This is a genomic window from Paenibacillus sp. FSL H7-0331 (assembly GCF_001956045.1).
The window spans coordinates 85,506-99,180 of the sequence record NZ_MRTH01000025.1 but is presented as its reverse complement, the minus strand read 5'-3'; the positions used below and the strand labels follow the sequence as shown (position 1 = coordinate 99,180).

Below are 13,675 nucleotides of genomic sequence, written 5' to 3'. Positions count from 1 at the left end.
TGGTCTGGTTATTAAGTGTTTTTATTCAGTTGCTACAGATTGGTCAGCTTGCAGGCCAACTGGCGCAATACGTACAAAGCTGGTCTCGAGATTGTTCAGCAAATGCTGTATCGTGTCAGCTGCATCCTGCTGCCCGGAACCAAGCAGCTCTTGATGGTAGGCGGTAAGCAGCTCGTTCAAATCCTTGCTGCTTTGCGCGCCAATCTTTTCGATCTTGACTTTCGCGCCTTTGGCAATACGGCGAGTGATGGCTTGCTCATCCAAGCCCATTTCAGGCACGAGACGTTGGTATATCACGCCACCAGTCATACCTGCGCAAATCCAAGGGCCAGGATCACCAAGCACTACTGCGCGGCCATTAGTCATATATTCAAAGGCGAAGCCCTTTAGATTGGCACGGCTCGCGATACCGCCCAGCTCATCCTGAAGCGGCGTATTGATTTCACCGCCAAATACGACATCGGCACCGGAAAAGCGGATGCAGGCACGGCTATCGGCATTGCCCTGAATAAGGAACAGCCCTTTTTGGGCACCGTAACCGAACGATTTACCTACGGAGCCGTTAATGTATTGATTGTTATGGCTAGGTGATTTCAAAATGGCAATCCTGCCGCCAAACGACATTTTGCCAACCCCGTCCTCAGCACCACCGTGTACAGTAATTTGCAAGCCATGTGCGTTAAAAGCACCGAGACCATTGCCTGGTACAGAACCGTCCGTCAAGTTCAACGATACCGTCGGTAGAGCCTCATAGCTTCCGTCGAAACGATTTCTTACGCGGTGGCTGGCATAACGGGTACCCAGAATTCGGGACTCGGCATCGACCTTGGACCAGTTGCGCTGAATAGGAGCCTGGAAGCTCAGGGAGTCAGGGAAGAACTCCTGCCCTTCTGCACCTGCGGCAATGCGGATATCCGATGAAATCTCGGAAACAGCCGCTGCTTGGGCATCCACGGCAGCTGCAAAGGAAACAGGCGCGGGCCGTAGGATTTCACTTAAGTCGATTTTATCGAGACCATTGATTTGCTGCAATAAATCAGAGCGTCCAACGAGCTCTTGTGCGTGCTGGAAGCCAAGCTGCGCGACGATTTCACGAATTTCTTCGCCCATACCGCCGAACAATCGCACAAGTGAATCGACAGCCGTATCATAGACACGAGGAACAAAGCGGCGCAAGCCTTTTTCTTCGGCTTCTTCCATGGAATCAATTTGAGTGGCAATCCCTACATGGCAAGTATCCAGGTGACAGCCGCGGCAGGTCGTGCAGCCGATTGCTTGCATGGAGATACTGCCGAAGCCGCAGCGGTTGGCGCCAAGCATCATCATTTTGACGACATCAGCACCGGATTTCAATCCGCCGTCAGACCAAAGCTCAACCTTATGTCGCAGACCGGCTTCAATTAAAGCCACGTGCGCGAGCTTCGTACCGATTTCGGTCGGCAAGCCGACATGTGTCAAGGAATGGATACGTGCCGCGCCTGTGCCGCCGTCAAACCCGGACAATGTAATAACTTCCGCACCGGCCTTGGCTACCCCGACTACAATCGTCCCAATGCCTGGTACGACAGGAACCTTGACGATAATTTTAGCTTTGCGTCCACTTGCTTCCTTCAACTCGGAAATAATTTGAGATAAGTCCTCAATAGAATAAATATCATGGTTATTGGATGGAGATATCAAATCGGAACCGATAGTCGCATTCCGTGCTGCTGCGATCTTGGCAGTAACCTTGGAACCCGGCAAATGTCCGCCTTCACCTGGCTTGGCGCCTTGACCGATTTTGATTTCCAGAAAAGCTACTGCATTGGCAAGCTCAATGTTAATCCCGAAGCGACCGGAAGCCACCTGCGCTCCGCGTGTTTTGGTGTAGCGGCCAAGCATATCTTTAATTTCTCCGCCTTCACCGTTCATGGTGACCATGTTCAAACGCTCGCCTGCCTCGGCATAAGCGCGGAACGCTGTTTCATTCTGCGAACCGAACGACATGGAGGAGATTAGCATAGGCAGGCTATGTCCGCCAACGCCGATATCGACATGAGAAGGCTCCAGCGGCTTGCGGCCTTCCTGAAGAGCTTTATCATAATTAAAGTCGGCAACGTGACGAATCGAAATCGGGTTGCGCTGCTCTTCCTCGCGCAGCTTATCCCGATAGTCGCTGTAAGGAGCGGTGCCTGCAGCAGCTTCACCCAATGCTTTCCACATTCTTTGGAAGAAGTGGAAATTGCGTGCCGCTTTGGCTTTTGGATTGGAGAAGTCCTGATAACGGGCTTCGGCATCCTTTTCCAGCTCTGCAAAACCGGTACCAGCCTGTTCACTACCTAAATAGTTAACAATATCAAGTACATCGGCAAGCTCCGGCTTGAGGCCAATCGAAGAGAAGAAACGCGTATAGCCGCGAAGCTCATGCGTACCGATGGTCGAGATGACTTTTTCCAAGCCTTTGGTTAAAGCACTGTACACCTTGCGTGCCGCCGGTGCGCCGTTTTTGGCGGATGCGGTAGCGAACAAGAGATAAGGTGACAAAATATCGGCACCGAGTCCACAGGCAACGGCAATATCGTGCAGGTTACGAATAGCAGCTGTGCGCAAAATGAGGGTAGCTTGGCGGCGCAGATTATGGCCGTTGGACAGTTTTTCTACTCTTAGGGCGATATCGACCTGGGATACAGCAAGATGTGGGTCTATGAATAATCTATCATTTTGATGAGCATCGGCATCATCCAGAATAATAAGCATAGCACCGTTACGAACTGCGGACACCGCTTCTGCTGCCAGTGCATTCAAGGCTTCCTTCAAAGAAGCGCCTCGTGCAAACGTGGTGGACAATACAACTACAGCGTGCTCACCTTGGGCGGCGAATAATGCGCGAATTTGCTCCAGGCTTAATTGATTCAGTTCGGTAAAGGAGTTTTCGGCATTGCTTCCTTCAAGCACCAGAGGTGTAAGTAATTCTATACGCAAACGTTGATCAGGCTGTTCATAGATGCCTGGGCGCGGACCGACAATAATACGAGTGGAAAAGTGCTCCATTTCGCGATCGCGGTCAATCGCTGGGTTCGTAACAACGGCTACACTTTCTTTAATAAAGTCGGGAATATTCGTGCGTTCCCAGTTGATACAGGCATGGGGACCATCATGACCCAGTGAGCGAATAGGCTCAGCACCGGTTTCCGAGATCGATTCAATCATTTGGATACCTTCACGGTCCCAACCAAAAGCACTGTAAATCGCATCAACGATTGGTGCTGCTTCTGCTGCAGTCACCTCACCGTCAGGCTGCTCCATATTCTTAAGATGCTTGCGCAAGCCTGTGAATTGAACGCGTTCGATTGCACGATCATAAACAAGGGATTGAACACCGGAGTACGGAATAACCTGAACATGCTCCCCAGGTGTCAGGACGACGCCGACTTTTTCGCCGGGTGCAATGGGCTTCGGATCAGCAACCATTTCACTGACCGTAATGACACCCTGCTCGGACGAGAAGTAGAGTGAGGCTTCACTTTCAACCATCCATACCGGACGTAAACCAAGTGCATCCACGCTAAAAATACATTCATTGCCATAACGAGATACGATACCGGCAGGACCTTGAGCATAATGACCCCATACCTGACGATAATACACATATAAATCCTGCAATTCCGGACGGAACAGCTTCATTTCGTTAATAATCGGAGGAAATACAATTTCCATGGCTTCAAACAAGCTGATACCATAACGGTGAATGAAGGTCTCGATGGTCCGATTCATATCCTGAGAGTCGCTACCGCCGTCTACGAGCTGAACGCCCACCAAGTCTGCTTCCAGACGTAACTTTTTGACGGTATTGATTTCGCCGTTATGACCGAGCAGGGAAAAGGGCTGCACACGGAAAAAGCTGGATTGCGTATTGGTAGAAAACCGATTGTGACCGATAGTGACCTGAGCCGCAAACAACGGATCACGTGTATCGTTAAAATATAGAGGAAGGATGCTCGCAGCACCCATCACTTTGTAGGCCGCGGTGACATTGCTAAGTGTAGCTACATGAACGGTATAACGGCGTTCGATCGCTGTATGAAGTTCGAATAAGCGGTCAGCGGTCTTCTGCTCCTGCACTTTACAGGTGGCGGCAATTTGCCAGAAGGTAGGCTCGTCAGCACGGCCATTAGCGCCAAGTACACTGCTGTCTACCTGATCTTCCTGCTCCAAAATAATTTCAACACCAAACTGGGTAAACAGCTCACGAATGCCGCTTTGCATATCCTTGACAGAGATGTCAAGCTTGCGGGGTACGAATATATGAGCGACGGAGAACTGCTCACTGTACGCTTGCTTACCATCCAAACCTGCATCGTTAAGCTTTTGTTCCCAAAGAGCACGTGGAATATCAGTTAAAATCCCACAACCGTCCCCTTCCCCGTTAATAAAGCCTGAACGGTGCTCCAGCTTGACAAGGGCATCGATGGTTTTACGAATATTGTCTCTGGACGGAAAACCGTCCTTTTCTATAATACAAATAATCCCGCAGCTGTCGTGCTCGACAGCTAATAAATCTCGAAATTGTCCTTCATTACGCATAGCTTCATTCATGTTAGTGGTCAGCAGGCTGACCATCACCTCCCAATCAAAAGTTGTGGCTTAAGTCTCAACGATACGTGAGCGTGCGAGCTGCAAGCTGTAAGAATTAAATCAGAAGAAGGAAAGCGGACAAATTTACCAACTACCGCTAATGAATAAAAATTCATTGTTCCTGTATAAAGAGTGGAAGGCAACAGATTGTAAGCGAATAAAAATACGTATAGCCAAAAGGAGACGTAAAACCCGGGATTGATAAAATGAGCAACAAATTGAACTGGAATATTGCTTGAAAGCCCAAGAATCTGCTAATTTACCAGAAACAGAGTATAGATAGGATATCACGAAATAGCGCTAGGCACAATAGAACATTATAGGTAAAACGCAGATGTAAGCGTTATTTATTGTGCATAATTGGTGAATAAAGAGAAAAATATAATTATTTTAGATCTCTGTAAAAGCGAACGAACTATTATCTCAATCAGATAATAGTTCGTTATTTGGGGTTATGAATGAGGGCGTACTGTTACCGATTAGCTGCCATAACGGCAAATGCATGCTCTGCCGCTGCTATAGTTGCCGTAATATCCGTCTCTGTATGGGCAGCGGTCATAAACCAGGCCTCATATTTGGAAGGTGCCAAGCAAATCCCCTGCTCAAGCATCAATCGGAAAAAACGAGCGAATTGTTCGCCGTCCGTGTCCTGTGCTTCGTCGTAATTACTCACAGGATGATCGCAGAAGTGGGTAGACAACGACCCGCGGATGCGGTTGATCGTCAGCGCAATGCCGTACTTGCGCGCGGCTTGGGCCAGTCCGGCTTCGAGGCTGGCTGCCAGTGCATCTAGCCGGTCATAAAGGCCCGGCTCCTGCAGTGCCTCCAGGCATGCAATGCCTGCTGAAATGGAGGCAGGGTTCCCCGCCATCGTCCCGGCTTGATAGGCCGGACCTAAGGGAGCTACCTGCTCCATGATCTCCTTACGGCCACCATAGGCACCAATCGGCAGTCCACCGCCGATGATTTTACCAAGGGCCGTGAGGTCTGGCTCGATGGCTGAAAGGCTTGCTGCCTTAAGGCCATCAAAGGTTTGCGCTGAGCCATAGTGGAAGCGAAATGCAGTAATAACCTCGTCGTAAATGACGAGAGAACCATTGCTGCGTGTAGCTGCACACAGCTGCTCCAGATAGCCGGGTATCGGCATAACCATACCAAAATTGCCGACAATCGGTTCAATCATCACAGCAGCAATCTCGTCGCCCCATCTGTCGAGTGCTTCCTTCAGCGCTTCAATGTCATTATAAGGAACGGTAATGACCTCACTTGCTATGCTGGGCGGTACGCCTGCACTGTCTGGTATACCCAGTGTGGACGGTCCAGAGCCTGCCGCGACCAACACCAGATCGGAATGACCATGATAACAGCCTGCAAATTTAATGATTTTGCTGCGTCCAGTAAACGCACGAGCGACACGTATGGTAGTCATTACAGCTTCAGTACCGGAATTGACAAAGCGCACTTTATCCAATGAGGGGATGGCGGCCTTGAGCATCTGTGCAAAGGTAATTTCTAGCTCTGTTGGTGCACCGAATAAGGTGCCGTTCTCAGCGGCACGACAAATGGCTGCTGTCACGTGCGGATGGGCATGTCCAAGTATAATGGGGCCGTAAGCAGCCAAATAATCGATATACTTTTTGCCATCCTCATCCCAAAAGTATGCACCCTGGCCACGTTTCATAAATATCGGGGCGCCACCACCGACTGCTTTGAAGGAGCGGGATGGGCTGTTGACCCCGCCAACGATGTGCTGGAGGGCCTCTTTGTACAAATACTCGGAACGCGGTCCGGCCTGGCTGTTAGTATGAGGTTCAGTCATAGAAAAGCTCCTTCATTATGTAAGATAGGTATCAGGAAGTTTAATGGAGCAGAAGCCCTTTAATTACGATAACGGCTTGTCCTTGAATCAGTACCCTACTGTCGGCTGTCTGGAGTTTTAGCCTACCGCCTCTTTCGGATAATTGAGCGGCTGTCATTGTACTCTTGCCCAGCTTGTCCCTCCAATAGGGTGCCAATGCACAGTAGGCAGAGCCTGTTACCGGATCTTCATCGACGCCTACCGGAGAGAAAAAGCAGCGGGCTACAAAATCATAATCCGGGTTATCAGACCTACTTGTGACGAGCAAGCCCCGACTGGGCAGGTTTTTAAGTATTTTGAAATCAGGCTTTAGTTCTTGTACGGCTCCTTCTGACTCAAGCTCCACAATATAATCCAGACGATTGCGATAAATGGCTACAGGCGTTACACTGCCCAACGCCTCAAGCAACTGAGGGGGAGCTTCTGCAGGGGCAGGAGGCTCTGCAGGGAGATTCAGCTCGATTCCATTATTCAATCGCTTGGCTGTCAGCACCCCACTCTTAGTGTGAAATCGAAGCTGCTCGATTCCATAGGCAGCCCCTGTTTCCCATATGACCTGCGCAGAGGCCAATGTAGCATGACCGCACAGATCGACCTCGGTTTCAGGTGTGAACCAACGCAGGCGGTAGCTGCCATTTCCCATTGCACATAAAAAGGCGGTTTCGGACAGATTGATTTCCTTGGCCACCTTGAGCAGCCAATGGTCGTCATCAGGGAATTCCTGAAGGATGCAGACAGCTGCCGGATTTCCAGAGAAAGGAGTAGAGGTGAAGGCATCAACAGTATAAATAGGGATCATTCGAAACAGCTCCTTTTGGAAAAATAGATAAAATCAATTCTATAGGAAAAGCCGCCCCATCCACTATAGAGTGGCGTAGAGCAGCTTTCACTGCGGATGCGATAATAGTCTGGATATTTATGGGGTTCTTACGTAATTCTATGCTCACTATGGATTCGAGCTGGATTGGGGCTTATTGACTGCCGCTGGCTTATTGCTTGGAGCTGTTGCAGCAGGTAAGACAGGTTTATTTGTCACAGTTGCATTTTTGCTGGAACTGGTACCTGCTCGCTGGTCAGCTTCTACGACATTGTTTTTGCTATTCACGTCTTTCGTCATATTTGTTTTTGAGTCTTGTCCATTCAAGAGTGACTTGATGAACACTTGCAGCTTATCCCGATTTACCGAGATAACATCTGCTCCTCCAACCTTCTTTTCAAGAAGCAGCTCGGATGGAGGAATCTGCTGGCTGATCAAGCCTTCGGTTTTCGCCTCATAACCGAGTGAACCAAGTTTAATCATATCTGTCGTAGACAGATTGGTTTGTATATAAGGGTCAATACTGCTTAGTATACGTGGGATTTTGAGCAGGGAAGAGGTAGATTGCATCTTTTTAAGAACAACCTGAACAAAATTCCTCTGCCGCTCGGTACGAGCGAAATCGCTTAAGGCATCATGACGGAAGCGAACATATTGCAGCGCCATTTTGCCATCGAGATGCTGCATCCCCTTCTTTAAATTAATATCATATTCGTGGCCATCCTCAGCATCCGAATATTTCATATTCTTCTCTACATCGATATCGATGCCATCAATGGCGTCCACTAGCGCGATAAACCCTTTGAAATCGGTATATACGTAATATTGGATAGGGATGCCAAGCAGATCGCTTACCGTTTTCATCGTCAGGTTAGCACCGCCATAAGCATAGGCCGCATTGATGCGGTCCTCACCGTACCCGGGTATTTTCACGTATGTATCCCTCATGATTGAAAAGAGGTGCGCTTTTTTGGTGATTGGATCTATGGAAGCGACAATTAAGGAGTCTGAACGCGGCACCTCGTTTTGTTTCATACCCCGTGAATCACCGCCAAGCAGCAGAACATTGACACGTTGGTTGCCCTCCCACTTCGGTGGCAAGTAGGTTTCGACGTTTTTCGACGTGTTTTTTGTCGACATGGTACTGAGTGGTTTATTGCCGGAACCTGGCTTATTTTGGATATGATTGGCGAAACTCAAAAAAGCATATGTATAATATCCGACACCACACAAGAGCAGCAGACATATAGCCAACAGCGACCACTTCAATTTCCTAATCATTGTGCGCCCCCTTTTCATTCTGTCGATTTGCTTTTGATTTGTACCGGGTTCGTGTATCATAACATATATAGGGTTTGAAAAAGCTGCAGAATCATACCTCAGTCAAGGAGGAAATGTTTCTCTGTTTTCATTTTCTATCTTAATTATAGTTCGTTTGTTTTATTGATATCAAGTTTCATGAAATCGGATATTTTGTCGAACTTCCGTACATAAATATGCTGAAATGATTTTCAACAGGAGGAAGCTATGTTTGCTATTGATGTGAATGACCTACGTAAGGAATTCAAGATTCAGAAAACACGTGAAGGACTTAAAGGGGCCGTACGTGACCTGTTCAACCGGGAGTACAGCCAAGTTACAGCGGTCAAGGACATCTCCTTTCAAATTAACAAAGGGGAAATTTGCGGTTATATCGGCGAGAACGGGGCCGGCAAATCGACAACGATCAAAATGCTGACGGGTATTCTCGTTCCCACCTCCGGCAGTATCAAGGTGAATGGCTACATCCCTTACAAAGAGCGGGAAGCGTTTGTGAAAGGGATCGGTGTTGTATTTGGTCAGCGCAGCCAGCTGTGGTGGGATATCGGTGTGATTGAGTCGTTCCAGCTGTTGAAAAAGGTGTATCGTGTCTCTGAAGCTGATTTTAAGCCTCGTTTAAGTGAGTTGGTTGAACGACTGCAGCTCGCGGATCTGTTGAACAGGCCTGTCCGTAAGCTGAGTCTGGGCCAAAGAATGCGCTGTGAGCTGGCGGCATCCTTGCTGCACAACCCGCAGATTGTATTTTTGGATGAGCCGACCATCGGTCTCGATATTGTAGTGAAGACGGAAATTCGCGAATTTCTCAAGTCGATGAACCAGCGTTACGAAACAACGATTTTATTGACAACGCACGATTTGCAGGACATTGAAGCACTCTGTTCCAGGGTCATCATGCTCGATGATGGACGTATTATATATGACGGCGGACTCGCCGAGCTGAAAGAAAAATGGGGCAAGGGCAAAGATATTATTATGCGATTTGCCGAAGCTGTACAGCTCGACCGATTGAAGGAGCTGACTCAAGGTATGGATGTGCATTGGTCAGCAGATGATGAAGGGACTGCCCGGGTGTGGATTCCGCAAAATGGGGCCAACGTCTCCGATGTTCTCAGCCGCGTAGTCGGTGTGATGAATATTGAGGATATCAAAATTACCGAAACGAACACAGATGACATCGTAAGGGAAATTTATAAATCCGGTTCTGCCGAAGTGAAGTCCAAGCCCGCCCTGCAAGACGATTCTGCACAAGCAGCGGAGGAAAAGGGTGTGAACTCGCATGCTTAGCGCTTATATGGAGATTATCCGCATGCGGTTTCTCATGATGCTGGCTTATCGCGTCAATTACTACAGCGGAATTATCATTTATGCGCTTAACATAGGTGCGTATTATTTTTTGTGGAAGGCGATCTACGGGACAAGCGAGACACTGGGCGGTATGACGGTGGCGCAAATGACGACCTATGTAGCCGTTTCGTGGATGGCCCGGGCGTTCTATTTTAACAATCTGGATCGCGAAATTGCTAGTGAAATCAAGGATGGCAGTGTTGCGATTCAATTTATTCGCCCCTACAACTATATTATTGTGAAAATGATGCAGGGCTTCGGTGAGGGCATCTTTCGGCTGTTTCTGTTTATGGCTCCGGGAATGGTTGTGGTTTCGCTGCTGTTTCCGGTTAAGCTGCCTACCGATCCGGTAATATGGGTTGTCTTTATGATTATGTTATTTCTAAGCTTCCTGATTAATTCACAAATTAATATCATAACTGGGCTATTTGCTTTTTTTCTGGAAAATAATGAGGGCATGATGCGGATGAAGCGGGTGATGGTTGACTTGTTTTCCGGATTGGTCGTGCCAATCTCATTTTTCCCTGGCTGGGCTGAAGGGGTGCTGAAGCTGCTGCCGTTTCAGGCAATTACGTATTTGCCCGGCGCCGTATTTACCGGTAAAGTGACCGGCAGCGCCGTATATGAAGTATTAGGTGTGCAGCTTTTATGGTTCGTGCTGCTTATTGTGCCGTTAGCTTTGCTGTGGCGCGGCGCACGGACACGGCTGTTCGTGCAGGGAGGTTGATCGTATGGCATTTTATGCAGGCCTGGTGCTTGATTATTTGAAAAATTATATGAAGACACGTCTTAGCTACCGTTCGGATTTTTGGATTGAAGTATTGTCTGATCTATTGTTTAATGGTTTGAATTTGTTCTTCATACTGGTGGTGTTTCAGCATACACAGCTGATTGGCGAGTGGAACGAGCAGCAGGTTTTGTTCGTGTACGGTTATTTTATGGTTCCGTTCGGTATATTCAGCGCCTTCTTCAGTCTGTGGGGATTTACAGAAAAGTACATTGTGAAGGGAGAAATGGATCGAATTTTGACCCGCCCCGCTTACAATCTGGTACAGCTCATGCTGGAAAATATGGATCCGTCCTCCTTGTTCAGCGCCTTAACCGGTTTTCTGATTATGATGTATTCGTGGTCGCATCTGGGTCTAACTCTTTCCTGGTATGATCCTTTGGTGCTGATTGTGCTTGTGGCCGGTTCGATCATGATTTACGGGGGCATCTATATTTTCTTTATCGCCACCTCGTTTTTCTCGGACTCCCCAACCGGAATTTTACCATTGATCTACAATTTGCAGAACTATGGACGGTATCCGATGACGATTTACAACAAGCTGCTTGGCTTCTTGCTGACTTGGGTATTACCGTTTGGTTTTGTCGGTTTTTTCCCGGCTGCGTATTTTCTGGATCGTGCAAACTGGGGAGGTTTTGCTTTGCTGACACCGCTTGTCGGATTGGTGTTCCTGGCGTTCGGTTTAACGGTTTGGAACATTGGTGTCAAGCGTTACCGCGGAGCAGGATCGTAAATGTTTCCGCTTCTGAACAGCCTTCTCTACCTGAACAGTGGGGGAGGTATTTTTATCAACGGAAATGTACATGCGTACATTTGGAAATATTTTAATGTTAAATTCAGGTTATATTCAGCTTCGCATCATTCTTTCTTCATAAATTCGGCCTATAGTTTTAAAATGAGGGGTTCATGACTAATCTGGACAGAAATACATAACCCTACATACTGAACCTATAGAGAAAGGATTTGGAGGGAAGCGGGATGCTGGATACAGAATTAGAGAAAAAAGGCCGTCGATCCACAAGAGCTTCCGAAAATGGAGGCCGTCGGTCGTTGGTGGGGCTGCGTACAGCTGCTATTTGTTTATTAAGTGCGATATTGTTGACTACAGCTGCCTGTAGTAAGACCCCTGCCAAGGGGGAACCGACAGCCTATTCGGGGCAAAAGGTGGTGCAGTCGATGGAAAGCATTCTGCCGCCGGATTATTGGCCAACAGCAGGCTGGAAAACTGCATTACCGGAGGAGCATGGAGTTGACTCGGCGTCCATTGCGGCAATGGTCGAGGATTTCAAGGATCACAATGTGCACAGTTACGTCCTGATTCGGGATGGATATGTATTGTCAGAAGGTTATAGTCAGGCAGTGGATGCAGATACGCGGCAGCCGCTCTATTCCGTGACCAAAAGCGTGACATCCGCGATTACAGGGATGCTGATAGGCGAACATGTGCTTACGGGTGTGGACCAGAAGCTAAAGGATTTTTTCCCTGGTATTGAGCGAGATGCGGCTAAAGGCAATATAACGGTGGAACAGGTGCTGTCGATGACTTCGGGGCTTGAATGGGACAACAGAGGTGAGCGTTCCTCCAATGAAATGGCGGATTCACCGAACTGGTTGCAATATGTTTTGGAGCGACCTGTGACGAGCCAGCCAGGAACGGTATTCAACTACAGTAATGGCAATGCACATCTGATGTCCGGTGTATTGCAGACGGCGCTGGGTGTACCGATCAGCCTGTATGCCAAATCCAAGCTGTTCGACCCGCTCGGTATTACGAATGTGTCCTGGGGAGTTGATCCGCAAGGATATTCAATTGGTGCCTGGTCATTGCAGCTTACGACTCGGGATATGGCCAAGTTTGGATTGATGTATTTGCAAAAAGGTCAATGGGAAGGCAAGGAAATTGTGCCGCGCTCATGGGTCGAAGCATCTGTTCAGCAGCGTGTAGCTGAAAATTACGCAGATGGCACACGCGGCGGCTATGGATACTTTTGGTGGCTCAAGCCGGTTTCCAATTCGGGAAGCGCGATACTTGATCATGATGCTTTTTATGCAGCAGGTTCGGGTGGACAGCGTATCTTTGTAGTTCCCGATTTAAATCTGATTATGGCTTTTACAGGTAATAACCAGAAGGAAGACTACATGCCAGAAGGTATGCTGTTCAAAGCGACCACGGCGGTCAAATCGAACCAGCCATTAGCTGCTAATGCTGCGGGAGAGGCGCGACTTACTGCTGCACTTCAAGCCTTTAAGGCAATGGTAGACAAGCTGGAATAGAAGATCTCAAGCATTTCACAGCTCAGGATATCCGATATCGGTTATCCTGGTTTGTACATAGAATGGGTTCGTACAAAAGCAAGTTTCGTACATAGGAAAGGTGGATAAAAGAATGTCACAGCTTGAAGTGGGACAGAAGGTTCCTGATTTTACATTGCCCTCGAGCAGCGGCGAGCTTGTATCCCTCCAGCAATATCTTGGAAAAAAACTTATTATTTATTTTTATCCGGCTGATCTGACACCCAGCTGCACTCAGGAATCTTGTGATTTTCGCGATGCCAACGGAGCATTTGACGCCATGAATGCAACTGTACTGGGAATCAGTCCGAATGATCTGAAATCTCATCATAAATTTATTGCCAAGTATGATCTCCCTTTTGAACTGCTGTCCGATCCCGATCATAAGGTCAGTGAGCTGTTTGGCGTTTGGCAGCTTAAGAAGCTGTACGGTAAAGAATATATGGGCGTGGTGCGTTCAACGTTTCTTATTGACGAACAGGGTATTTTGGTTAAGGAGTGGCGCAAGGTTAAGGTTAAAAATCATGTGACCGAAGTTCTTCAAGCGGCAGAAGAATAAGCTATTATTATATAAATAAAGGACGGTAGAGAGATGAGGTATCTTTCGAGTAAGAGCCGATATATAGCTGCCTGTACGTTGGTG

The 13,675-nt window shown here is 48.1% G+C and carries 9 protein-coding genes; 5 read left to right on the top strand and 4 right to left on the bottom strand.

Annotated features, from left to right (window positions below; genetic code table 11):
- Window positions 1-21 precede the first annotated feature (21 nt).
- The 4 genes from BK127_RS28575 to BK127_RS28560 all read right to left on the bottom strand — a co-directional run bounded on the left by BK127_RS28575 (window position 22) and on the right by BK127_RS28560 (window position 8,570).
- A complete protein-coding gene (locus BK127_RS28575; protein ID WP_256711488.1) occupies window positions 22-4,575 on the bottom strand; it encodes a glutamate synthase-related protein in 4,554 nt (1,517 codons plus the stop codon).
- 511 nt (window positions 4,576-5,086) lie between these two features.
- Window positions 5,087-6,433: a glutamate-1-semialdehyde 2,1-aminomutase gene (locus BK127_RS28570; RefSeq protein WP_076235516.1), complete on the bottom strand. Its 1,347-nt coding sequence runs from the start codon at window positions 6,431-6,433 to the stop codon at window positions 5,087-5,089.
- 40 nt (window positions 6,434-6,473) lie between these two features.
- Window positions 6,474-7,271, bottom strand: a complete 798-nt coding sequence (locus BK127_RS28565; RefSeq protein ID WP_076235515.1) for a PhzF family phenazine biosynthesis protein — start codon at window positions 7,269-7,271, stop codon at window positions 6,474-6,476.
- Between the two features lie 147 nt (window positions 7,272-7,418).
- A complete protein-coding gene (locus tag BK127_RS28560; RefSeq protein WP_083689666.1) occupies window positions 7,419-8,570 on the bottom strand; it encodes an LCP family protein in 1,152 nt (383 codons plus the stop codon).
- Window positions 8,571-8,816: 246 nt separating this feature from the next.
- On the opposite strand from BK127_RS28560, the gene BK127_RS28555 reads away from it, so the two are divergent.
- The 5 genes from BK127_RS28555 to bcp all read left to right on the top strand — a co-directional run bounded on the left by BK127_RS28555 (window position 8,817) and on the right by bcp (window position 13,591).
- Window positions 8,817-9,893, top strand: coding sequence for an ABC transporter ATP-binding protein (locus tag BK127_RS28555; protein WP_076235514.1), 1,077 nt, complete (start codon window positions 8,817-8,819; stop codon window positions 9,891-9,893).
- Window positions 9,886-10,680, top strand: coding sequence for an ABC transporter permease (locus BK127_RS28550; protein WP_076235513.1), 795 nt, complete (start codon window positions 9,886-9,888; stop codon window positions 10,678-10,680). The genes BK127_RS28555 and BK127_RS28550 overlap by 8 nt, the downstream gene beginning before the upstream one ends.
- A 4-nt stretch (window positions 10,681-10,684) precedes the next feature.
- On the top strand, window positions 10,685-11,473 hold the full coding sequence (locus BK127_RS28545) for an ABC transporter permease (RefSeq protein ID WP_076235512.1): 789 nt from the start codon (window positions 10,685-10,687) through the stop codon (window positions 11,471-11,473).
- A gap of 245 nt (window positions 11,474-11,718) precedes the next feature.
- The gene (locus tag BK127_RS28540) at window positions 11,719-13,014 is read left to right on the top strand and encodes a serine hydrolase domain-containing protein (RefSeq protein WP_076235511.1); all 1,296 of its coding nucleotides are present in this window, start codon (window positions 11,719-11,721) and stop codon (window positions 13,012-13,014) included.
- 112 nt (window positions 13,015-13,126) lie between these two features.
- Entirely contained in the window at window positions 13,127-13,591 is a 465-nt protein-coding gene (gene bcp, locus BK127_RS28535; RefSeq protein WP_076235510.1) for a thioredoxin-dependent thiol peroxidase, read from the top strand.
- The last annotated feature ends 84 nt before the right edge of the window (window positions 13,592-13,675 follow it).

Coding starts and splice junctions, on each gene's coding strand:
- BK127_RS28575 (WP_256711488.1), bottom strand. CDS start 4,575: ATGAATGAAGCTATGCGTAATGAAGGACAATTTCGAGATTTATTAGCT.
- BK127_RS28550 (WP_076235513.1), top strand. CDS start 9,886: ATGCTTAGCGCTTATATGGAGATTATCCGCATGCGGTTTCTCATGATG.
- BK127_RS28570 (WP_076235516.1), bottom strand. CDS start 6,433: ATGACTGAACCTCATACTAACAGCCAGGCCGGACCGCGTTCCGAGTAT.
- BK127_RS28540 (WP_076235511.1), top strand. CDS start 11,719: ATGCTGGATACAGAATTAGAGAAAAAAGGCCGTCGATCCACAAGAGCT.
- bcp (WP_076235510.1), top strand. CDS start 13,127: ATGTCACAGCTTGAAGTGGGACAGAAGGTTCCTGATTTTACATTGCCC.
- BK127_RS28560 (WP_083689666.1), bottom strand. CDS start 8,570: ATGATTAGGAAATTGAAGTGGTCGCTGTTGGCTATATGTCTGCTGCTC.
- BK127_RS28565 (WP_076235515.1), bottom strand. CDS start 7,271: ATGATCCCTATTTATACTGTTGATGCCTTCACCTCTACTCCTTTCTCT.
- BK127_RS28555 (WP_076235514.1), top strand. CDS start 8,817: ATGTTTGCTATTGATGTGAATGACCTACGTAAGGAATTCAAGATTCAG.
- BK127_RS28545 (WP_076235512.1), top strand. CDS start 10,685: ATGGCATTTTATGCAGGCCTGGTGCTTGATTATTTGAAAAATTATATG.